General features: G+C 59.5%; 15 protein-coding genes. 11 read left to right on the top strand and 4 right to left on the bottom strand.

From position 1 onward, the window contains the following. Window positions 1-110 precede the first annotated feature (110 nt). From BV106_RS12380 to BV106_RS12340, 11 genes are all read left to right on the top strand, one after another. The gene (locus BV106_RS12380) at window positions 111-12113 is read left to right on the top strand and encodes a hypothetical protein (RefSeq protein WP_038164968.1); all 12003 of its coding nucleotides are present in this window, start codon (window positions 111-113) and stop codon (window positions 12111-12113) included. 5 nt (window positions 12114-12118) lie between these two features. Continuing rightward, the gene (locus BV106_RS12375; protein WP_038164965.1) at window positions 12119-14254 is read left to right on the top strand and encodes a hypothetical protein; all 2136 of its coding nucleotides are present in this window, start codon (window positions 12119-12121) and stop codon (window positions 14252-14254) included. A gap of 19 nt (window positions 14255-14273) precedes the next feature. Then, window positions 14274-15029, top strand: coding sequence for a hypothetical protein (locus BV106_RS12370; protein ID WP_038164962.1), 756 nt, complete (start codon window positions 14274-14276; stop codon window positions 15027-15029). 7 nt (window positions 15030-15036) lie between these two features. After that, complete coding sequence (locus BV106_RS12365) at window positions 15037-15600, top strand: hypothetical protein (protein ID WP_265595616.1); 564 nt, start codon at window positions 15037-15039, stop codon at window positions 15598-15600. A 23-nt stretch (window positions 15601-15623) separates the two neighbouring features. Continuing rightward, complete coding sequence (locus BV106_RS12360) at window positions 15624-16448, top strand: hypothetical protein (protein WP_038164958.1); 825 nt, start codon at window positions 15624-15626, stop codon at window positions 16446-16448. A 21-nt stretch (window positions 16449-16469) separates the two neighbouring features. Beyond that, a complete protein-coding gene (locus tag BV106_RS38425) occupies window positions 16470-16595 on the top strand; it encodes a hypothetical protein (protein WP_265595615.1) in 126 nt (41 codons plus the stop codon). Beyond that, window positions 16592-16849: a hypothetical protein gene (locus tag BV106_RS12355; RefSeq protein WP_038164955.1), complete on the top strand. Its 258-nt coding sequence runs from the start codon at window positions 16592-16594 to the stop codon at window positions 16847-16849. The genes BV106_RS38425 and BV106_RS12355 overlap by 4 nt, the downstream gene beginning before the upstream one ends. A gap of 259 nt (window positions 16850-17108) precedes the next feature. Beyond that, entirely contained in the window at window positions 17109-17267 is a 159-nt protein-coding gene (locus tag BV106_RS38420) for a hypothetical protein (RefSeq protein WP_265595614.1), read from the top strand. A 1-nt stretch (window position 17268) separates the two neighbouring features. Further along, window positions 17269-17538: a hypothetical protein gene (locus BV106_RS12345; protein WP_038164949.1), complete on the top strand. Its 270-nt coding sequence runs from the start codon at window positions 17269-17271 to the stop codon at window positions 17536-17538. 64 nt (window positions 17539-17602) lie between these two features. Further along, window positions 17603-18049, top strand: coding sequence for a DUF1353 domain-containing protein (locus BV106_RS37305; protein WP_081891691.1), 447 nt, complete (start codon window positions 17603-17605; stop codon window positions 18047-18049). Further along, window positions 18046-18468 (top strand): TIGR02594 family protein, encoded by a 423-nt coding sequence (locus tag BV106_RS12340; RefSeq protein WP_051945695.1) that lies wholly within the window; start codon window positions 18046-18048, stop codon window positions 18466-18468. The genes BV106_RS37305 and BV106_RS12340 overlap by 4 nt, the downstream gene beginning before the upstream one ends. A 718-nt stretch (window positions 18469-19186) precedes the next feature. Here BV106_RS12340 and BV106_RS12330 read toward each other — a convergent pair. From BV106_RS12330 to BV106_RS12315, 4 genes are all read right to left on the bottom strand, one after another. Next, window positions 19187-19621 carry a hypothetical protein gene (locus BV106_RS12330; protein ID WP_265595613.1) on the bottom strand — a complete coding sequence of 145 codons (435 nt, stop codon included), beginning with the start codon at window positions 19619-19621 and terminating at the stop codon, window positions 19187-19189. 61 nt (window positions 19622-19682) lie between these two features. Further along, a complete protein-coding gene (locus BV106_RS12325) occupies window positions 19683-20258 on the bottom strand; it encodes a hypothetical protein (protein WP_038164941.1) in 576 nt (191 codons plus the stop codon). Then, on the bottom strand, window positions 20259-21422 hold the full coding sequence (locus BV106_RS12320) for a hypothetical protein (protein ID WP_038164938.1): 1164 nt from the start codon (window positions 21420-21422) through the stop codon (window positions 20259-20261). A 3-nt stretch (window positions 21423-21425) separates the two neighbouring features. After that, window positions 21426-22394, bottom strand: a complete 969-nt coding sequence (locus tag BV106_RS12315; protein WP_038164935.1) for a hypothetical protein — start codon at window positions 22392-22394, stop codon at window positions 21426-21428.

Below are 22394 nucleotides of genomic sequence, written 5' to 3'. Positions count from 1 at the left end.
GCTGGCTTTGAAGAAGCCGCTAACTCCCCCTCAACCACCCCAGGCCGACGCGAACAGCGCAGCCGGAGGTCAAGCCGAGCCCCTCGACCCTCTCCGCCCGCTCAATCGCCATGGCAACCGACCCACTTGAAGTTCTCGCAGACGATCCCAACCTCCGCCGACTCAACCGCGCCGCCCGCCTTGCCCCTGATGACCGCACCAACGCGACCATCAATCAGCAACGCGAGCAATACATCCAAGCGCGGGTGGATGAACAGCATGCTGCCGAGGTAGGCCAAGCCCGGGCCGAGCGTGATGCTCACAACGATCAAGTTGAGTCGCAATTCGCGGCAGAGAACCGGCCGCGCTACACCGACTCGCAGGGCTACATCCAGCCTTCGCAACCCGACGAGGTTTGGCAGGCAGAGCAGCAGCGCAAGCAGGCCGAGGAACAGCGCAAAGAAGGCCTGCGTGTTGCCAAGGCCAATGGCATTGAGATCGAGGCCGACCCTGCCACAGGCTTGGAGCGTCCCAAGGTGGGCCAAAACGGAAAGCCCCTCTACACTCCCGCCATCGTTGGCCAGCCCCAGCGCATGGCCACGCTGCCGTTCACGCTCAAGAATCCCGACGGCACCACCAAACAAGAGGACCGTGCGCAGCCCGACGGTTCCCCCTGGACGGTGGTTCGAGCCCGCACACCTGACGGCCGCGAGTTCAACACCCCTGCTCAAGATGTGAAATGGGATGCGGCAACGCGCACCCACCGGCTCAAACATCCGGAGTCCGGCCAGGAAGTGGCCATCCCCGGCGAGCGTCCTCTCACGCAGACCGACGAGAAGACGGGTAACATCTCGATTCTGTCCACCGACGCGGCCACCGGCATGCTTGCCCCGCAGGTGATCGGCAAAGACGAACGCATCTCCCGCAGCCTGCAGTTCGACCAGCGCACCCAAGAAGTCACTGGACGCAGTCAACTGCTCCAGCAAGAGCACGACCTTAAAACGTTCGAGGACCGCCCGAAGATTGAGGCCCTCACAGAGGCACAGAAGAAGGCCAAGGAGTTCGACAAAGAACTCTTCACCTACGCCAACGGCCAGCCTGCCCGTCTCTTCACTGACTCCCGCTCTGGCACCACCACCACCATCCCGCTGGATGATCCGGTGCAGGCGCAACAGGCGCGTGACTGGTTGACCAAGCGTGATGCAGCCCGCAAGCAGATTGAGGAGCTCAGCACGCCAGCAAAGCAGGCGGAAGAAGATGCCCGGGCCCGCCAAACGGAATTGCATCGTCTTGCCCTCCGCAAGGTGCGCCTGGAACAGGCAAAGCAAGCCCACCTCCGAGACCTGGACGAAGCGCAGCGCAAAGGCGCGATTCTCCCCCAGCCCGACTGGAGCAAGTTGGACGCCGACCCCATCACCAAGGCCAGCGCCCGAGCTACCGTTGGGGAGCAGGATCCTGCTTCTCAAACAGCATTGACGGATGCTGAACAAGCTGCGAGCAACACCATCGTCAGTTCCATCGCTCATGCCCTGGAGGGATACACGCCCCAAAAGGCAACCCAGGACCAGCAGGATCTGGCGAAGGTCATGGGGGCCTTTGCAGATGAGGAAGGCAACATCGACAGCTCGAGGTTTGGCCAGACCCTGTTTGCTGGTCTCGGTCTCATTGGAAAGGTAACCGGGACGGGTGGTGCCCTGACAGCGCCCTTGCGTGATCTCGGCAACAAAGCCGTCGCCTTCGCCACCGCCGCGCAGACCTTCAAAGGCCTGGCAGGCAACCACGACCTCAGCACCGGGGCAGGCCGCGCAAATGCACTCAAGGCGTTGTTTCCCACATCCAACCCGGACGCTCTTGTCGCCACCTCTCGTCAGGTGGATATCGCGGGCAGGCCTTCAGTGCTCATCGATCTATCCAACCCCACCACCGGTGAAGATCTGGGCACCTACCATCCCGACGGCAACTTCATGACCGTTGGTTGGGAAACTCAGTCCAAGATCGGCACCCTCCGGGCCCCGCAGCTCGCAGACAACGGCATCCCGGCCTACTTCGGCAACCCCAACAACCGCCTCAACGACGGCCAGAAGCGTGCCTTGCTTCAGACAGGTCTTGAACTGCGTTTATCCGGCGAGAATGACGAGAGCACCTTCGCCAAGCTCGACCAAGCAGGCCTCGGCATTGGTGGACTGCGTGACAAACTCCAGAAAGGCGAACTTTCCTACCAGGAAGCTCGCGCCCTCAAGAGCCAGCTCTACGGGTGGGACGAAACCGACCTGCCCAAGGCCATCACGGAAGATGGCCTGACCGCATGGCTGGGGAATAATGAGGCCTACCGTCGGATGTGGCAGGCCGCCAAGAAGCCTGAGGCAAAGGCCGAGGTGGTCACTGCCTACTTCGATGAGCTGTACGGCAAGTCCCGGCAGACAGATCTCGCTTTCAACGTGGACGGGCTGAAAGAGGCTCGCGCCCAAATGCTGGAAACCCTTGCGGGCAAAGGCATGGGCGACAAGGCGCGGGATTTCGGCGCAGAACTTGCCAAGCAGACGTTCGGCTCCCTTGCCGCCATCATCTACCGAAGCGTCAAAGAAGCCCCAGCGCGGCTTGGCATGTGGAAGGCAGCCGACAGTCTGACCGGCTGGGACTGGATCAAGAAGGTGTCGGAATCGGAGGACGAACGCCTCGTCATCAGCGACGAGCAAACTGCCGACTGGCTCAGGAACACCAATACTTTCTTTGGCGGCACGTTCTTTGATACCAACGGCACTGGATACGACCTACGCCAACTGTTCCTGCAGTTGGCCGACAAGGCAGCTCAGACTGGGAGCCTTGACGCCATTTCGGATCCAGAAGCCGCAGAACTGCGCGACCGCATCACTGGGCTCTACCATGCCGATCGCATCGGCAGCGCCGAAGGAGCCACACGCGGTTTCACGACTGAGGCCTTCGATGTGCGCAAAGACCCTGCGATCCGCGCCGCCCTTCAGGACTACATTGATTCCGGCAACGCGGACAACAGAGAACGGGCGTTCCGATTGTTTGCCCTCGATCCCAAGGCACGGCGGCTCGAGCAGCGCATTCAGGCCTACACCTTGAGCCCTCGCAGCGCCACGGCACAAGATGTGCAGGAGCGCGCCAAAGAGGTCTTCGGACTGGACCTCAGCAGCGAAAACTCCACGGCCATCCTTCGTCTTGCGTCGGAAATTGAAGTCGTGGGCAAGAATGAGCAGGCAATTGCCGCTCGCGTAAAAGCGGCCGGTTCACTCATGGGGATTGGTGACCAGCACGCCGCCGCGGTGGTGCTTCAGCGCATTGCGGGGCAAGTCACCAACGATCCTGGTTCGTGGGCTGCCTACATCAACACTCTCGACAGCGCGGGCATTCAAGAGTTCGGAGCCGAAGGTCTCACCACCTTTGCGGGCACCGCTTTCAAAGGCCTCAAGATCCTGCGTGTTGCGGCCGGGGCCGCGGTCAAGAGTGCGGCCAAAACGACTGCATCAAAGACCCTCTCCACCGCGGTGCGGATGGCGCAGCAGACAGAGAAGTCCGTCGCGGGGAGATTGGCCCGAGCCAATCGCATCCTGGATGAAACCCGCTTCGGTCGAAGCTGGGACAAGGTCCGCGCCGCATTGGCCGGACCCGCCGTCCGTGCGCCGTTCACGCCCGCACTTGGTCAGACTCTGCCGGCGTGGAAGCGCGCCACCAACGTAGCGTTCGCTGGCGCCGGCACCTACAGCAAAACCGCCTTTGCCGAGGGCCTTGAAGAGACCGTCGCTGCGGTAGGCGAGCCAGGTGCAACCATGGACTCTGTCGCCGAACAAACGGCAATGGGCTTCATCTATGGTGGTCTCGGCGGTCCGTTGATGTCAGTGACATTTGCCCCTCTCGCCGCGGCATCCAATGCCCGCCAGGCGCGTGCACAAATGCAATCCCGTGATCAGTGGGCACAAGAGATCAATGCGATCGGTGCTCAGGTTCCAGGTTGGCAGAACGTCACTGGTGCCGACTTCGACCTCTATCATGCCCTGATGGACGTGGGAACGGTCGCGGCCTCGCAGCAATCGCTGGAGACTCTCAACACCGAACGCCAGACACTCGCTGAAGAACTGGCTGCCATGCCCGAGAGCGATACCTCTCCAAGGCGGACAGAGATCAACACACGGCTGCAGACCATCGACTCGGAGCGGGCCGCCCACTCCGCCGCCATCACATTCGCAGCGGGCAATGCTGTCGGAGCCCTGGCGGCGGTGCGCAATGCACAGCAACTCAGCACCAGTGAGCGAGCGATGCTTACGGCCGCCGCTAAGGTTGCTGGTGGCCGCACCGACTTCACGGTTGAGGAAGGGAAAGCCATCACCAGCTCCCCTGAGGTCTTTGAAGTCGCATCCACAGAGCTGGAAGGCATCACAGATGAAGGCCAGCAACGCATCACAAATGCCGCCAATGTGCGCCTCACAGACGCCGGACGTGCCCAGATCCAGGCGACGATGCCAGAGCTGGGGGCGCTGATCTCCACTGCTGAAAGCAATCGGCTTTACGAGGAACAGCAATCGCAGGCACAAGCACAAACTCAGCAACCTGCCTCTGCGCCGACGTCCACCGCAACCTCAGTCCCTACGGCAGAGGCTGCCCCCGCGGCCCCAACGTGGAGCGTTCGAGGTGATAACGGCACGCTCGCCACTATCCACGCGGACGAAGCCGCCACGGCTGAAGAGGCGCTGCGAAAGCTGCAACTGCGACTGCCGGAAGGTGAGAACGTGGATGCCCGCAGCCTCACTCATCCTCAGGCACGAGCTACCACTTCGAACAGCGCCCCTGCTTCTCGTGAGCGGCTCATCAGGGATGAGATTGCCAAGGCCGTTGCGAGCTACCCAGGTCTCAGCAGCACAGTCTCAGTGCTGGAGGGTTCCGAAGGAGTGGGCGCCAGCGGTGCCGCGTATGACTACGGGCAGGATCGCGTCTTGCTCTCGATCCCGAAGCTGCTCGCTGAAACCGATGGGTTCACCGCAGAACAGACGGCAAGCCACATCGCCGCTGCCGTGGACGAGGAGATCCGCCATGCCGCCCACATGCAAGCGGCCCAGACTCTCTACGAACTGAGCGGCGATACCCGCCCGTTTGAAGAATGGCGGGCCGATCACTACGGCCGCCTCTGGAACGATGAGTTCACAGAGGAACAGCGCCGGGCAACCCTTGCTCTATACGGCCCAACGCTTGCAACGACGGAGGACTGGGAAAAGGCTTTCGAAGGAATTCGGATGCTCTCCCAGGCCGAGGCGAGCGGAGAGACCACTGAGGCCGCGAAAGGCTACCGCATTCAGCCGAATCAGCAGGGCATCATCGCGCACCTTCGCGCCGTATTCGCGTACCTGAAGGACCTCGTGTCCAAGGGGCTCCCAGACTCGATCAAACAGGATCTGGTCGCCATTGAAGCCACGCTGAAGCGCTTCCGTCAACAGGACGCCTCGACCGCTGCCGCGCCAGCTCCCACGGGCAAGCCCGTTGAACAAATGACGCAGGATGAGTACGCGGCTCACCTTGCTGCCCACGGGCCACCCCAGGGCGTTTCATTCTACGATGCGCTCACCGCCCGGCCGGAACATCGCAACTTCACCGCCCAAGAGCGCGCTGACCACTACATGCAACACCGCCAGGCAGTGAAGGCGTTCACGCAACGTGTCAGTAACTTCTGGACCAAGCTCAAACAATCACCGATTGCCGGCATCGTCGCGCGTGGGGTTGAAAGCGCCTGGACCAACTTCGAAGTGGGCAACGACAGCCACGCTAAAGGTACCGACAGGCACAAGGCCTACGCCACCATTGCAGACGTTCTGAGCCTCTCAGAATCCGATATGCAAGGGTTCATGGAAGCGCTTCGCTATGCGGGATTCAATGGGCAGGTGAAGTTCCCGGGCATGGGTTCGCGAGCGCTGCTGTCCTTTGACAATGTCGTCATGCACGGTGCCACCGAGAACGATGCACAAGTCGCCGAGCGAGTCGCGCGGGAGTATTTCGGCACCAGGGTGCAAGGCACTCAGTTCGGCATCGATCAGGGCGGCAATAGTCACACGCAGGCCCTCGCGGACAGGACAGAGCAGGCCTTCAAGAGCCAGGCCAAGGCGTCGCCAAAGTCCGCCCTCGAACAGTCCGTGGTGGGCACTCAGCCGCAGATCCCCGAGGGACGCACGGTCACCCTGACTACGCCACGAAATGAGACCACTATCCAGGCTACGGCCACCGCGGTGGACATCAGCCAACTCGTTGGAAGTGGAGATTCTCGCTTCCCCGGACAAGAGCTGCAACCACATGACCGCGCCTCCACTGAATCAGCAGTGCAGTCGGTGGAGATGATGCGTAACCTTGAGCGCAATCCAGACCAATGGCGCCGCTATCATGAAGGCAGCACCACAGACACCGGGAGGACGCTCGTCGCACCCCTCTTTGGACCGAATGGCCAACATCAGGTAAATGACGCTGGCAAGCCGCTGTTCTACGTCATCAGCGGCAATGGTCGCCGCAATGCTCTGGCGAACCTGTACGAGGCCGGTAATCCCGCCGCCTATGATGCGGGCATTCGTGCTGCACTTAATGCTGACGGCATCTCAACTGAGGGGATGGCCGCACCAGTTTCAGTGGCTGTGTACCAGCCCTCAAGCGCGGCGGATGCGGTCAAGCTGGCTGAGTATTCCAACCGTCCAGCTCAGCTGAGCCAGTCCACCGTGGAGCGAGCCCAGCGAGATGCCACGAGCATTCAGGGCAACAATTTGATGTCCCTGTGGGACACCGGGGAGAATGCAGACCCGCTCGCGGCCAGCAACCGGGATTTCTGGAAGGCGTTCGCGCGCGCTACGGGCGAACCAGGCATGATCAATTCCGATGGCAGGCCCTCAGAATTGGCCGTGCAGAGGGCAGAGAACGCCATGCTTGCCATTTTGCTCAACGGAGGTTCGGGGCAGCTGGGATCGTCTCCTTTGAAGCCCAGTGCATTTTGGTCTCGGCGCTACCGAGATGTTCTTAAGAAATGGCAAGACGGGGAAGATATCGGCACAGAGCTCGTGAGACTGGGACCAACACCTGCAGCCATTCGAGCAGCGGGTGCAAACGAGCACTTGCTCGTCCTACCGGGCAGCTTGTTCCGCAAAGCAACCCATGATGTGCACTCCGTGCCAATTGCAGCCCTTGAGCAGCTTCCCGAGAGTCTGGCCGATCCGGTGGCCATCTTCCCCTCTCGGAGCCGGCCCGACAGCCTGCTGGTGCTGACGGAATTCACAGAGCCTGGCAAGGGGCCCATCGTCGCGGCCATCCATCTGGATAGGACTGCTGAACGTGGACTTGTCGTCAATCAGATCCAGTCCCTTTACGGTCGGCCTGCAGGCGACATCGCTATGATGTTCGGTGAGAGCCCGATCTACGAGAATAAAACAAAGAGCCTTTCGATGGCACGACTTTATGGGCTGCAATTGCCCAAACGTGGGACGCCACCGAAAGGCTTCTCAAAGATACTGGGCCCTGATGATATCGTCAACCCCCAAGGGGGTTCTGGCACCTTCAATGCCGCTCCCAGCGAACGTTCTGCCAACCAGGAGACGCTGCGCAACATCCTGGAGCGGGCCGACACTCTAGGCATCCGCCGCCAGATCTCGGGAATCGTCTCACGCGCGGGTGCGCTGATCAAGCTGGCATCCGAGAAACCGCAATACAACATCGCGCCCGAACTTCGCGCCTCTCTCCACACCCTGATTCGATTCAAGGAAGAGGGCGGCAAAGGCACCATTGAGGAATACCTCCAGCAGCAGGACATGTTCGCTTCGAACACTGCTCCAGAGACGGCGCAACTGGCCATCGCCCTGGGAAACTCAACTTCGGCGAAGTCCGTCCGCTCGATCCTCGATGAATACTTGCGCCTCGCCGATGCGGTGGACACTACCACCCCCGACATCTTTGGCGAACCGCTACCCACCAACGCGACGCTCATCAGTCGAGCCATCGACCAGACGTTGACACTTCCAGATGGCAGGAAGCTGGAAACCGGTCCGCGGCTTCACACCCTATCCGCTGCGACAACCGCGTATCACGGATCTCCGCATGCAGTGGACCGATTCACCACCGCCAAAATTGGCACTGGTGAAGGCGCTCAAGTCTACGGCTGGGGACTCTACTTCGCCGAGCGGCCAAGTGTTGCCAGGCGGTATCAGCTCGTGGTGTCCGCAAACCACCTCATCCAGAAGATGAGGGACGCGTACGACGAGAACATCTCTCCATTCGACGCTGTAGAGGAGTTGCTGAAAGACGAGACTCTTACAGAGCACGAGCGAGGGCTGCTGGCTGGCCTGGCAGACGCCGACTTCCTTGGGTTCGACTACCCACACCAAGCCCTGCGTGAGATCGCAAAAGATCCCAACTGGCGAGACAACTGGGATTCGTCTCCCGCACTGGACGCGGCCATCGAGAGATTTGGCAACTTGTATGAGGTCGAGTTCGATCTCGGTACTGACTCCATTCTGGACTGGGACCTTCCCTTGAACCAGCAATCCGAAGCTGTTCAACAGAAGCTTGGACAGGGCGTTCTGGCGAACCATGGCATGAAGACCGGCGGCCAGTACTACAAGGAACTGTCGAAGAAGACTTCACCGGCTCTCTTTTCCAAAGCGCTCTCCCAGAGGGGGATCAAAGCGATTCAGTATTTTGATCAGCGATCACGCCAAACGGATGCCGAGGAAAGGACGCGCAACTATGTCATCTTCGACGACGACACGGTCAAAATCCTTTCTGTAAACGGAAGACCCAGCAACACCTTGGGAGCGTCGCCGCTGCACCAAAGCAGGCTGCAAACTGCACCTGCAAACTCCACGTCATCCATACATGAGCAGGCACTCCGCTCCATCCTGCAACCTGTACCCCAGCAGATCCGGCTCATCTTCGCGGATTTCCTCAAGGACAAGCCAGTCGCTGAGATAGCTAAAGGCACTGGCCTCTCCGAGATCGCGGTTCAGAACATCGTCAACCAGATGCGGGCAAGGTACCTCACCGCGTTGAAGGCGCTTCAATCCCAAGCGCTTCAACCAGAGACCGCCGAATTTAAAGACGCCCCCACATCGACCTGGCAGAGCAAGATCGACGGCGGCCGTCCTGACCTTGCTGGGGGGTCAATCCCCGCCATCGCAGCAATTGACCAGACTCGCAATACCAGCGGCAATCCCGGCAAAGTCACGCTCGACACCATGGAGATGACGGCCAGGGCAATGTTTGCGACGGATCCAGCAGGAGCGCGCGCTTTGGTCAAAGCATGGTCTGACAACAAAGCCGACTTGCCGGAGGGCTATCCTGTTCCGGACAGTCTCAAACCTGTTCTCGCTGAAGCTCGAGCTTCACAGGCACTGCACGGCCTCATGACGATGGCCGCCAAGATCATGACCTTTGAGGCCGCGATGGATGCCGGCGCTCTCAGCGATCCGGCAAAACGAATCGAGACCGCTCAGCTCATCATGAGTTACCGCGAACTCGGAACCGAACAGGCCAGGGCTTTCGCTGCCCGTCGGGATCCTTGGAAGTCGCCAGCAGAGCGCCACGCGGCATTTCTGATGGAAGGCCTTCTGTCCCCAGACCCGCAGACCCGGGCCGCATACCGGGAGGCGGAGACTGCCGAGGCCCGCAGAGAAATCATGGCCAAATGGATGTCGCGTGTTGACGACATCAAGCGGACGCTGCTTGCCGAGGGCATCGACATTGATTCCATCTTGTCCGACTACCGGGAGGAACAAGCCAGCCGCAAGCCAATCGATGGCAGATATGGGGCGGAAATCTCACGTGCCGACAAAGCCACTCGCACCATCGTCGAGGTGTTGCAACAAGGTGGCAGCCCATCCCAAGCAGCGGATGCAGCGGGGGTTACACTGGGAGTTGCCAGATCGAAATATGAGGCCCTGCTCCGAGCTGTTCACAACATCGGTGTCACAGCCGCCAAGTACGCCAGGGCCGCCATGCTTTCGGCGGCATCCTCTCAACAAGATCCGTACTTCTTTGCGACCGAAGCGGGACTGCACGGCATGCACATTTGGGACTCTCCAAACCTTCGTCCCACACACACGCCCACCAGTGCGCGCCCCCGGAGGAGACGTAGCACCCCAGCTCCAACACAGCGCGACCCGCTGGGCCCACCGATCGCCGGAGGGACTGTTGAAGCATACGAACAAGGCACACTCGCCATCCACGACCCGCGCACCATGCGCAGCATTGCTGATGCAATCGCCACCCGGCGGTCCACAGCTTTCGACAAGATCATCGAGTACTGGAAGGCCGCTATCCTGTCTGGCCCCCAAACCCAGGTGGTCAACATCGCCTCCAACGCGATCTTTCAGGGCTATGACCAGTGGATCAAGCGTCTCCCAGAAGCGACCATCAACAGCATCCTGAAACGCTTCGGAGCAGGCAGCCCAGAAGCGCCTTCGCTCTCAGAGTTCGGCAGCATGGTGCGAGCTTTTGTGCCCGCTCTCGCGCAGGCTTCCCGCAATGCGTTGCGGGCCTTTGCCAACGAGAGCCAGGTGTTCATGACCTATGCCCGCGGTGTTACATCGGGTACCGACATCCTCGGCAACGAATGGCAGCAAATGCCACCCGCCGTAAAAGGCAGGCTCGGCACCATCATGCGAGGGATCTCGTTTCGTCTGCTCAACACGGCGGACGAGTTCTTCAAATCCACATCGGGCTATGTTGAGCTTGCAGCCGCCGCCCACCGAATCGCGAAGGCTGAAGGCCTGTCTGGCGCTGCTTACGAATCACGGGTCGCAAGACTGGTCGGTGAACATGGCAGCGAAGCCTGGCAGCGCGCAGGTGACTACGCCACTAAAGCCACCTTCCAGAACAAACTGGGAAGTGGCAAACGGGCAGTCGACACGCTTGATGCTGCCGGCGTGCTGTTGAATCGCCTGAAGACCGAAAGAGGAATCAAGGCCCTGGACTTCATTGTCCCGTTTGTTCAAACCCCCGCAAACATCTTCAAGCAGGGACTCGACTACTCGCCCATGGGGAGCTTCCTCGCGGTCATCGACATGTTGCGCGAATACAACGCCCACCGCCGCAACAAACAAGCCTACGGCGCCGATGTGGCCAATCAGATGGCAGGGGAGATCTACAATCGCGCGCGGATGGTGCAGGATCTCGCCCAGCAGATGGTCGCATGGAGTGCCTACTTCGCCATCCGAGGTGTGCTCGGTGACCATGAAGATGACGATGACCTTCCGTACCTTACCGGATCTGCGCCATGGCAGCCCGGTAAAACTGGCGAGCGAGAGCTCGGCTATCGTACCGTGCCCGCCCAATCGATTCGTATTGGGGACCAGTGGTACAGCTACGCACGGATTGAACCCTTCGCTTCAGCTCTCACCACCATGGTGGATGCCGCAAAGTCGGACGATCTCACGACCTTCCTTTCCACTACCGTCGGTCAGTTGAAGGACAAGACGTTCCTGTCTGGCATCTCCGACATGATGGACATGATCGGTGATCCCGGCAGGTACGGAAACAAAGTCCTGGCCCGAACACTGACAGGCTTCATTCCCAATCTGATCCTCCAGCCCATTCGCAATGCGGATCCAGTGGTGAGAGACACGCAACCGCCCAAAGACCTCGGGTTCTTCACTGAGTTGGCGATGCGGATGCAGTTCAACGTCCTCCCACAAACAGCGCCTCCGCGGGTAGACGTGTGGGGCAGGCCGGTGATGAAGAACAACGGTGACCAGTTCAACCAGCCTGCAACGGACATCCCCTACCGGATTCTGTCCCCAGTGCGATCAGGCCAGACTGACGCGTCTTTGCCAGTAGATAGATACCTGCTGGCCTACAACACCAAGTTCCCCGACTCGACTTGGGCACCCGCGCCCATGGACAAATCGATTCAGGCCACCATCAACGGGAAGAAGGTTTCGCTTCGCCTATCCGATGCCGAGTGGACGGAGATGCACGTTCAAGCCGGACAGGCAGCTTTGAAGGCACTCGGCTCCAACTGGGATGCAAACAACCCGACCGAAGAAGGCAAAAGGCGGATTCAAGATACCTTGGAACAGTTCCGTCGCCTCTACCGCGACACGATGAAACTCCGTCATGCTGCGGACTTCCAGAAAACTGCCCAATCCCAACGCTGATCACGATGCAAATCCTTGCCCAACCACAAGCGGAATCACTTACAGCAGTCCGCAACCGGATGGTCCTAAAGGCGGCGCTGGTCAAACAGCGTGGGTCGCGACAGAGCCCCCTGGAGAACGCCATCAAAGCCGATCGCATCGCTTTCCTGGTACGACACGCCAAATCGCGGCACGACTCCTACTACGCTGCCCTGTCCGGATGGCGGAACAAGCTCGACAGATACCTCCTACAGTCCGAAGACTACTTCGAGTTCCGGAAAGCGGAGCCCAACCGCAACGAGGGCAAGAAAAGCATCTTCGACAAACAGAACGACTCGCTCAACCTCATTGGAGCATTCGCTGAGTTTTTCGCGGCCCAAGCTCAGAATGATCTCTTTGGCTCGAATCCATGGTTTGCCGCCCGCCCGCTGGGCAAGGCGGACGCCACGCTCGCGGACCAGATCACCAAGCACGCCACTTGGAAGACCAGTCAGGCAAGGCTGACGGAGACCTACTGCGAGACCACCATGCTCGCCGCCATCTTGGGCACGCAGTTCACACGCACCACCTGGATGGTAAAGACGGACTCGTTCGAAGAGTCTCGCAATGCTCTCTATGATGCCAAGACGAAGAAGCTGGTGTTGACCAGCACCGGGGACGCCATCTTCGATGATGATCCGATCCTCGAGGAAGAGCGCCCGGGCCAGGATGAGGCATCTGCCCCGTCCCTTGCGCGCTTCCCAAAAAAGGATCCACAGACCGACCTGTCCCAAGGCACCTTCGAATACGGCAAGGCCTTCCTGAAACAGGATGTGGTGACGTACCGCAACATCAAGACTCACAACCTCCACTTTCGCGACATCGCCTTCGACCCGACGGCGCCGGATCTCGACCTCCATCACACTGACTTCTTCCACTCTTTCACCAAAGGCGTGCTCGACATCGCCAAAGAGTATGACCTCACCGATGCAGAGACCCGAGAGCTGTACAATGCAGCCAAGGAAAAGGCCGAGAGCCTCAAGCCCGAAACGTCCCGTAGCGAATCGGCACCTGCAGACCTGGACCAGGATGATCCCAATGGTTCCATCCCCAACATTCCGGTTCGACTCACCGAAGGATTCATGCGGGCAGATGCACTCGGCAAAGGCCAGGCATCGAACATCTACATTGTGTTCGCGCCTCAGTGTGAGATGTGCCTGAAGCTGGACTACCTCGGCAACATCACCCCGAAGGGCAAGCTGCCTCTGCACTCTCACACCATCAACAGGCTTCCGTGGCGGATCGTCGGCCGGGGGTTCTTCGAGCGCTTTGACAAGGTGCAAACCTTCGTAGACGACCTGTTCAATCGGATCAACTGGCACGACCGGAAGTCGAGCGACCCCATTACCGGTTACGACAAATCGAAGCTTGCACAGGAAGACGAAGAAGAAGATGAGCCGTTCAACACGGAGAAGCCCCTCAACCTCAAGCCAGACTCAAAGCTTGAAGAGGCGATTCAGTTCAAAGCGCTGCCCGATCTCAACGACCGCACTAAAGAGATGCTTCAGATGATGATTCAAATGGTGCAGCTGCGTACAGGCATCACCGCGGCCAACCAGGGCGATGTCGCTGGGCTCCCCGAAGCAAGCACCGCCACCGGTATCAAGCAGCTGATGAGTCGTGCTGCAGTGCTGCTCAAATCCCCCATCGATCAGCTCAAGCGCAGCTTCACCTGTGACCTGGAGTACTCCCTGCTGCTTCTGTACACAAACCTCGATGAGGACGAGACCTTCGCCTTCGGGGAAGGCGAAAACACAGAACTCATTGAACTCAAAGCGGATGCTGTCCGCGGGCTGGAGCTCAACATCTCGTTGCTCCTCACCCAGGCACAGAACCAGTTCAAGCTGGAGAATGCGAAGGCAGCCATCGACCTTCTTGCTCGGTACATCCAACTGCCAGAACACGAGAAGACGGCGGCGCGTTCGCTGTTCCTTCAGGCCCTGCGGGCTCTGGACTTCCAAGACGCCGATTCAATTGTCAGAGCGCCCATCCTGGACCTGCAAACTTTGCTGGCACAACTGCCGCCGGAACTGCAAGCCCAGCTGTCTGCGTTGATGCAAAATCCGCAATCTGCAAGCGGACTTGGAGCCAAGTCGGGACCCTCATTGATGCAAGCCGCATAGATCGCCCCACAATCGGGGCATGCCCGAATTGCCCGTCATCCCCAGCCCTGCCGAGCCTATCAGGCCGTCACGGGTGCGGGAGCTGCCGTTGAATCGGCTGGTGGATGACTGGATACCCGACGGAGCTGACTTGGCCACTCCAACTGCCGGCATTTCACGATATGCCCGTCAGCTGATACTGGGCAACGGCACGCTCTATGATCCAGAATTATCGACGCATTTGCGCATCGGGTCTGGCGTTCCATCAAATAGCTTTGGGGTTGTTGGTGATCTCTACGTCAACAGGCTCACTGGCTGGCTCTACGAGAAGACGGCCATCACAACGTGGACTCTCCGCGGCGTGTTCGCCGTGTCGATAGGCAACACGCAGGCCAGCTTTGTTTGTCCCGACGGCACGACGCGGACATTGAGTTTCAGCCCAGCAGAGACGCTTTGCATCGCTCTTGGGGACCAAGTCTCCGACATTGAGACAGGGCTTCGTGTCACGTTCCACATGCCGTTTGCATTTACCCTGAGCTCCACTCAGTGGAGCCTTGTGGAAGGCGCTACTGGATCAGCGTTTATCGGAGACATCCAAGTTAATGATGTCTCGATCTTCGAGACCAAGCCTAGCATCGACGCTGGGGAAACAACTTCGGATACCGCCGCCACTCCCCAGGCGATCAGCACCGAAGCAATCCCTTACGGCGCGAAGGTCACCATCTTCATTGATCAAGTTGGAGCCGTGACTGCCGGCATTGGGCCTGTGGTCTCTCTCATCGGAAACCGAACCTAGAAAACCCATGGTCCTCACATTCACAGACGGCAGAAAACAATACGTGCAGCAACGCGTCTCGACGGAGGAGATCCTCAAACGAGGAGTCCGTTACCCCGCAGCGGTAGATGGTGGTGCAATCGCAGGCCTCGATCCAGATCTACGATACCTTGAGATGCATCGGGATCTGCAGCCAGACTTCGATCCGCGTTGCTACTCGCTGGGCACTGTGGAGACGGTAAAAGAAGTTGAAGGAGCGACAGTGTTCCACATCGGCTTCACGACTACCCGGAGACCTGCCGACGATCTCAAACAGGCTGCCAAGAACGTGGAAAGCCTGATGAACCAGGAACACGTGGAGCAGAGCGAGCTCTTGAAGTTCGCCATCATCGGGATGGGCATACTCTTCAAAGGGTTGGCCAACCAGGTATTGAGTGGACCAGAGGAATCGGTTCGATCGCGCCTTATCACCACGGCAGCGGCCATGCAGAACAACGACGCCCGGCTGACCGCACTGCTGACGGCCATCGACAACGGTGAAGACATTGACCTTGATTCCGGATGGGAGCCCGCACCCACCCCCCAATCCTAAACGCGCCAGGCCCCTTCCCGCCGATGCCGTTTTTCCTCAATCCCTACGGATTCGCTCCGCCGGTGCCATCCTTCGTGGGGCCGCTTGATGGCCTCACGACGGACGCGGTGTTCGCTGTTGCGCCCGGACATCGGCTGGTCGGCACAAGCGATCCCGATGTCGCGAAGCTGTACAATGCCAGCACCACGGCGTCTCAGGTGTTCAAGGCGTCGGCTGGTGCCTGGGGAGCTGATGTCACGTCCTTCGTAGGCTCTGATACTGCAAACGTCATCGAACTGTATTCACAGGTCGGTTCTATGGTCTTCTCCTCAGGATCGGTCAATTCGGGACCGCTCGCAGCGGAGTCGGGAGTGCTCAATACAATCGGCACTGGATTTGCTCAGCGACATCTGGCGACGGTGCTGGTCAGTACCTCTGTGTTGGCCAGCTTGCCTCAGCCGTTTACGCTGTTCTTTGTCTGCCGGCATACGGCCACTGGTATCAATGCAGGATTCTTCAGGGCTGAAGTGGGTGGCGTGCTGAACTCGCTCGTTGGGTTTGTTTCTGGGAATTGGGCTGTTCGAATTGGTGGTGGCTCCACTATCAACACAGGGGTGGCGGCTACCGCAAACATAGACCGGGTGGTACGCATCGTGGTCGACGGGTCTAGTAGTCACATCGCACTCGATAATGGCACACCAACGGTCTTCAACCCCGGCACTGGCAACCTCTCTGGCGCCAGCAATGAAGTAGTGACGCTGGGACGAGGCTTTGCTGCGGCCTATCCAGGCAAGATCGCCTTCGCGGGGCTCTGGAGTGGGCGGAAGGACGATGGAGCAATCGATACGGCCCTGCTCGGGGTGTGGTGAACTCATACGATAGCCCTTCTCATGAAAACCGCCACCCTCCTTCTCTTGCTCGCCACCGCCATGGCTTATCGCTGGTGGGAGTTCCTATGCGCTCAAGCACTGGGGGCCCTGATCCAAGCACTTTGCAACCTCGGCTTCACCCCATGACTTTCGAAAACGCTCTACTCACTGCCCTCAGCGCTGTCACTACCGCTCTCGTCTATGTCTGCCGCCTCATGTGGGTGAAGCAGGAACAGTGCGAAAAGGACCGGTATGAACTTCGCGAGGAGATCGAGGAAATGAAGTCTCTGCATGGCGTGGCCACCGGCACGCTCAATGCCGTGCGACGCTGCCCGGTGCCTGGGTGCATGTTTCGCGACCCTCCCTTGAACCCTCCTACCGAAAAGGGCATTCCAGCATGATCGTCCGAGCTTTCATTCTCCTGGCCTTTGGCCTCTTCATTGGCTGGGGCGCTGCCATAAAGCAGGCGCACAACCCGGCCCGTAAGAAGTGCCAGTTCAACCCGACTGCAGCCTGCACGTGTGCAGGGGTTCGAGGCGAGCACGTATACGGCTGCGAATGCTGCGCCGCTTCCCCGTGCAGGCCGCAGGCTGATTTGGATCTCGACAAGATACTCAAGGCCGAGCGCAAAGCCGCAAAGGCCGAACATGACGCAAAACCATGAAGCTCCTCCTTCTCCTACCCATCATCGCGCTCCTCGCCTCCTGTCGCCAGTTGGACGGCTATAAGCGCACCTACAGCCTCAACTACGTCACTCCACAGGGCCAGCCCGTCGGCGTCGGCGTCACCCTCGACCCTGTCACCAAATCCGGGAAATAACATGAAATCACTCTCCAAAGTCTTCGGCGGCTGGCTTCTCGGAATCTTCCTTGCCCTCCTCATCTTCTGCTTGGGCGGGGCCATCTGGGATGCCTGGACCGCACCCTCCACGGTCAATGGCATGGTGGGACACGCTCCCGGCGGCATCACCTACGGCGGGTTCGCGCTACTCTGCTGGCTGATCCCGTGTTTCGGGCCGCTCTGCCTGCTGGCGGTGTTCGCCGTCTTTCTGGTCGCCGTCATCGCTGGTGACGCACTGCTCCGCCGATGAGTTGGGCGCTCGTCATCGCCATCGCAGCAATCCTTGCCGCCCTGGAATTCATCCGTCGTTCCCAATGACTGAGCCTCACCAGCCTCTACTTGTGCCCATTCGCGCCGACGGCGGTGAGCCGCTCTACCGGGTGGTTCAGTCCTGGCGTTACGATTGGCAGTTGCCAGGTTGGCCCATTCAACGCCTTACGGTGCCGCGGGATTTCGAGATGGACGGGGCCAGCGTGCCACGTGTTTTGTGGTCTCTCACTGGGATCACTCCTGATGGACTGCATCGGGCTGCAGCAGTCGCTCACGACTTTCTCTATCGCTACTCGGGTCACCTGCCGTCGAGAGCCCATCAAACGCGACTCCGCAATGGCTGGGTGGATACCGGACATCTTTGGACCCGCAAGGAAGCGGATCGCCTTTTCGCCCGGATCCTCCGCGAGTGCGGAGTGAGTAAATCCCGCCGGAGGATCATGTATCTCGGCGTCCGCCTTGGTGGCTGGCGCAGCTGGAAATCTCTATGAGCCAAGCACTCTACGACCTCGCATCGCGCTACCTCGGTGTAGCGGAAACCCCCGGCCCAAAGTCCACCCCGCTGATTGCGGAGATGTTCAAGACCGCGCCTTCATGGCTCGATCAGGACGACTCTAAGACCGCCTGGTGTGGCATCTTCCGCGGCTACCTCGGCCTGTGGAGCGGCACGGGCGTGCCCAAGGAACACTACCGGGCTCGTAACTGGCTAAACTGGGGCCAGGAGGTGGCGCTCAAGGAAGCGCAGCGCGGCGATACCGTGGTGACCTCCCGTGAAGGCGGGCATCACGTGGCACTGTTCGACCGAGTGGAAGGAGGGCGAGTCTATCTCTTGGGTGGAAACCAAGGGAACCGGGTGAGCGTCGCCCCATTTCCGACGTCGGTAGTGATTGGGGTGAGACGGCAAGCCTGAGTAATCGTTCCTGAAACTCTACAGCACGAGGTGAGCAACCCGAAGTTGCTCGCCTCGTTTTTTTGTGCACATTCCCCTATGAACTTCAAACGAATGTTCGAAGACTGGAAGACGTCCCTTACCATTACTGGAGTCTACACAGTCCTCCTCTACGCGATTGTAGGGCTTTCTATAAAACATTGCCCCCCAACCAAAAATGCCGAGACGCCTGCTCCGGCACCCTATCGCAGATCTGCCGAAGATATTATCGACAATCCTTTGCGCGGGACGCCACTCGAGGGAGCGTCTACAGGGACCGCAACCCATAAGACTCAAAAGGGACATACATCGGACTACCCCGTACCGAAAAATCGAACTCTCAATGGCCAGTTCCAACGAGATGAAGAGGAAGGCCTCGAACCAGTCGGAAACTAATTGTTCGTCTCCACCCATTGCGGTCTCTTCAGCAACTGGTTAACGTCGTTGTGACGATCAATGCCCCACCGCACAAATTCAGCCCGCCCCCCAAGCGAAGGGGGATGCAGCCGGCGAATCTTGTACCACTCTGAGCGACACGTGCAGCCCATGCTCCCGAGGCTGTGTTCCCAGGCCTCCAACCAAGCCCAAGCGCGAAGCACATCGGCTTCAGTGGCGATATCAGGATAGGCCTCCGTGAAGTCGTGTAGTTGCCGCCACTTGGTGCGGCCCCGCGCTGGTGTCATTGGAGCCACCACGAGCATCACTCCTCTTCGCGTACGCATATAGTTGAAACAATCGTGAGTTGGTGTGTTGCCTGGATGTTGTCTGGCGGGTCTGGAGGCCAGGGCATGGTGGTCTCCCCGGCAGTCTCGTTCAGCGGGTCGTTGACGTCCCATTCGTACTCAAGCACTCCGGAATCGATCAGGGCTTCATCTGTGTCTCTGATCTCCCAAGTAACCTTTACGTATCCCGTGTTACCACCAGTCAACCGGAAGCGGTATTGCGTTCTCGATACCGTCCAAGAGTCGAACAGCTCTCCGGTAACAGTGTGCAGCATGGAGGAAAATGCCAATCCCACCTCCCATTCCGCCTCTGCTATCTGGTCGTCAGCGGCACTCTGTGCAGCACCTTTGGACTCGTCCGTTCCCTCCCCAAATTTGGCCTCTACTTGAACCAGCGGGCAGACCGGTTCCACGGTCTCTGCGTAGTCGTCACAGCAGAGACAATCCAATCCCCAAACCAGCGGTGGTCTGTCATCACGAGCCATAGGTACCCGGCACGAAGCCAGTTGCGGCACAGTACTGCAGCCGAATGTTGGACTTCGTCCATTGAATTGGGAACGTGCTGCCCTGCTCCCAAAGGTGAATGTACACGTGCCCGTTGGTGGTGTTGGTTGGGAGCTCCCCTGTTCCAGGAGTTGTGACCAGTTCAACCGTGACAGGCGTCCCGCCACTATGAACCTCATCGTCGACCACATTGGGGGCCCACTCAACATGCAGCCACACTCCGCCGCTGCTGAGGCTGATGGACTGGATGTCGTCCATGTCTCCCCCGCCAATCTGAGGGACGTGCCAGTTGACGCCATCAAACAGGAGCCCTTTGAGAATGGTCCCTGACGCCCCGCTTCCGCTCACCATGAAAGGATGGGCACTGATCTCGATCCTGCTCACCGCCCGAGGAATGGAAACAGACTCGAAGAACGGCTCATCAAGCCCCAGGTCGCCAGCAAATACAGGTGCACTATGAGCGGCTCGTTGTTCGTGCTCTTGCTGTTCTTCAGCAATAGCACGCTCAATTCTCACGCGGCTCGGTTTCTGAGGTTCAGCATCCATTTATTCGAGGGTGATTTTCAACAATTCCCGACGCCACAGGCCATACCGCCATCTGCTGATCTGTTCTGCGATCGTGACCTGTGTACCGATCGCTGCAAGGTACGCGGAAGCACTTGGGGAGGTGTCCGCATAGGTCACCGACTCGGAGCCGAGCGGCCCGGAAGTCGATAGAGTAGCACCGTCAACCAAGGCGCTCCGAAACTCCACATCGAAGAGCACCCCTTGGTAAACTACATCCTCGGGAACGATTTGGTAGAGGCTGGTGGGAGACGGCTGCGTTGCATGGAATGATACCTCAACAACGCCTCGTGCCCGCTTCCGGAAACCCGCGCGGATCCTTGGATGGTACACGTATCTGTCACCGATCAGCACGCCGCTTCCGAAGTTGTGATTGATGACCACGGTCGGGAAAACGAACGTCGCCCACGTCGCGGTGCTGTACCCTGTCGGAGAGGTGCCAATACTGCGGTCGACCTTGAGCTGGTAGTCACTGCCCAGCTCTTTGTAGGTTATCTCGTGGCCTACGGGCTGAGTCGCTGCCGGCGTCGAGTAGGGCACGATTTGCCGGGAGATGGAAATACGGTCCAGGGTTTCAGGATCGTACTCGTAATCCACCGCCTCAGCGAGCGTCTCGTACACTCGGATGATCGACGCCAAGGGCCCACGTCGCACCATGATCTCTTTGGTGAGCTTGGCCTGCGTGATGAGCGGATGTGCCGTCCCCTTTGGCGGCTTGGTGTAGCTGTCCGGGTTGACTACATCGAAGCGCCACTCGATGAGCGGCTCGACGCTTGAGTATTCATCCGTGATGGTGGCGCCATCCTTTGCCAGCAGGTTCGGCCAAGTCCCCACCTCGGGGAACGCCAGGCAGAACGCTTGGAGATCGAGCCGATAAAGCAACACCCAGTTGTCATGGGAATCATCGCCGCCGGTGCTGTAGGCATCCACCAGGATGAGAAAGGTGCACTTGGGATGCACAGCCCCTGGAATGCACTTTGCTGGCACTGTCTGGCTGGCTGCAGCTGGGTACTTGGGATTGGCCTTCGTCCGCGGGATGGTCTCCTGCTCGGTGTAGAGACGGTCAAAGGTGGTGCCCTTGCTTGAGAGCTCCACTGCAGCGCTGTCTCGCAGCTCTTGGGCAATGTCCTTGTAGGATCTGGCCATGGATCAGTGTCCGGGCTGTAGAAACACGCCAGAAGCGCCCTGTGGCCTCATCTGCCTGGCGATGGCATAGGCAGCCTCGTACTGCCGCTTGATCTCGCCAACGGCGTTGTCATTGCGAAAGAGCGGGCTGCCAGTGAAACGTTGCCGTGCAATGGGCTGGAAGATCGTCTCCACCAGATCAGGACGAAGCGGGATGTTCGTACCAGGGTCTGTATACCCGGGCGGGCCGCTGTGCACATCTGCGATGGTGTACTGCGGGGGAGAGATGCGGGCGCGAAAGTGCAGGATCATCTCCGCGTTGGGCATCGGACCCAGCCGGATCCTCGAAGCAGTGGCCACTGCGGATGCCACATAGTTGGTGTCTGCCCAGTAGAACCGGGGCGCAGGCTCAGTTCCGGTCCTGCGAACGGCCGTACTTCTGTTGGTCATGCGTCCGTAGTCTTCCTGTGGCCAGTACTGATACACCGAGGCCTGAAGGTCAGACAGGTTGTTGACCGGAGACAGCTCATGGCCGTCTGCAATAGCCACTGGCCGCAACACCTGCAGCACATCACTCCCTGCCGTCACGCAATCGCAAAAGACGATCGCAGAGACGTTGGAGCCAGCACTGTGCACGATGGGGTGAAGCAGCGTCACCGTGGTACCAGACCGGCTCACGATCTCATTCCAGGGATCTCCTGGTAGCTGGATGGAGCAGCCGAGCATCCAATCTTGCCAAGGCCCATCAAGAGTGAAGGTCGATTGCCCCGCTGTCAGGGTTGGGATGGTGACCGTCGTCGGAGAATAAATCCGCGCCCCACGGCGAGCCCTGAACTGCCAGAGCGGGCCGAGCGTCGCCAGCTCCGTCAATGCACCATTGATCGCTGCCAAGCATGCTGGCAGTGGATCATCTTCCCCGTTGGCGGCGGGAATGGTGCGCTGCTCGGGTGTCAGATACCCGAGCAGATCGTTGACGGACTGGCGGACGGTCAT

Source organism: Verrucomicrobium sp. BvORR106 (genome assembly GCF_000739655.1).
Taxonomy (GTDB): domain Bacteria; phylum Verrucomicrobiota; class Verrucomicrobiia; order Verrucomicrobiales; family Verrucomicrobiaceae; genus Verrucomicrobium.
Note: the sequence above shows the minus strand (reverse complement) of the source record. Positions and strands in the feature narration are given on the sequence as shown.

Bases quoted from the DNA above. Each gene is read 5' to 3' on its own strand.
- BV106_RS12380 (WP_038164968.1), top strand. From the start codon at position 111: ATGGCAACCGACCCACTTGAAGTTCTCGCAGACGATCCCAACCTCCGC.
- BV106_RS12375 (WP_038164965.1), top strand. From the start codon at position 12,119: ATGCAAATCCTTGCCCAACCACAAGCGGAATCACTTACAGCAGTCCGC.
- BV106_RS12370 (WP_038164962.1), top strand. From the start codon at position 14,274: ATGCCCGAATTGCCCGTCATCCCCAGCCCTGCCGAGCCTATCAGGCCG.
- BV106_RS12365 (WP_265595616.1), top strand. From the start codon at position 15,037: ATGGTCCTCACATTCACAGACGGCAGAAAACAATACGTGCAGCAACGC.
- BV106_RS12360 (WP_038164958.1), top strand. From the start codon at position 15,624: ATGCCGTTTTTCCTCAATCCCTACGGATTCGCTCCGCCGGTGCCATCC.
- BV106_RS38425 (WP_265595615.1), top strand. From the start codon at position 16,470: ATGAAAACCGCCACCCTCCTTCTCTTGCTCGCCACCGCCATGGCTTAT.
- BV106_RS12355 (WP_038164955.1), top strand. From the start codon at position 16,592: ATGACTTTCGAAAACGCTCTACTCACTGCCCTCAGCGCTGTCACTACC.
- BV106_RS38420 (WP_265595614.1), top strand. From the start codon at position 17,109: ATGAAGCTCCTCCTTCTCCTACCCATCATCGCGCTCCTCGCCTCCTGT.
- BV106_RS12345 (WP_038164949.1), top strand. From the start codon at position 17,269: ATGAAATCACTCTCCAAAGTCTTCGGCGGCTGGCTTCTCGGAATCTTC.
- BV106_RS37305 (WP_081891691.1), top strand. From the start codon at position 17,603: ATGACTGAGCCTCACCAGCCTCTACTTGTGCCCATTCGCGCCGACGGC.
- BV106_RS12340 (WP_051945695.1), top strand. From the start codon at position 18,046: ATGAGCCAAGCACTCTACGACCTCGCATCGCGCTACCTCGGTGTAGCG.
- BV106_RS12325 (WP_038164941.1), bottom strand. From the start codon at position 20,258: ATGGATGCTGAACCTCAGAAACCGAGCCGCGTGAGAATTGAGCGTGCT.
- BV106_RS12320 (WP_038164938.1), bottom strand. From the start codon at position 21,422: ATGGCCAGATCCTACAAGGACATTGCCCAAGAGCTGCGAGACAGCGCT.
- BV106_RS12315 (WP_038164935.1), bottom strand. From the start codon at position 22,394: ATGACCGTCCGCCAGTCCGTCAACGATCTGCTCGGGTATCTGACACCC.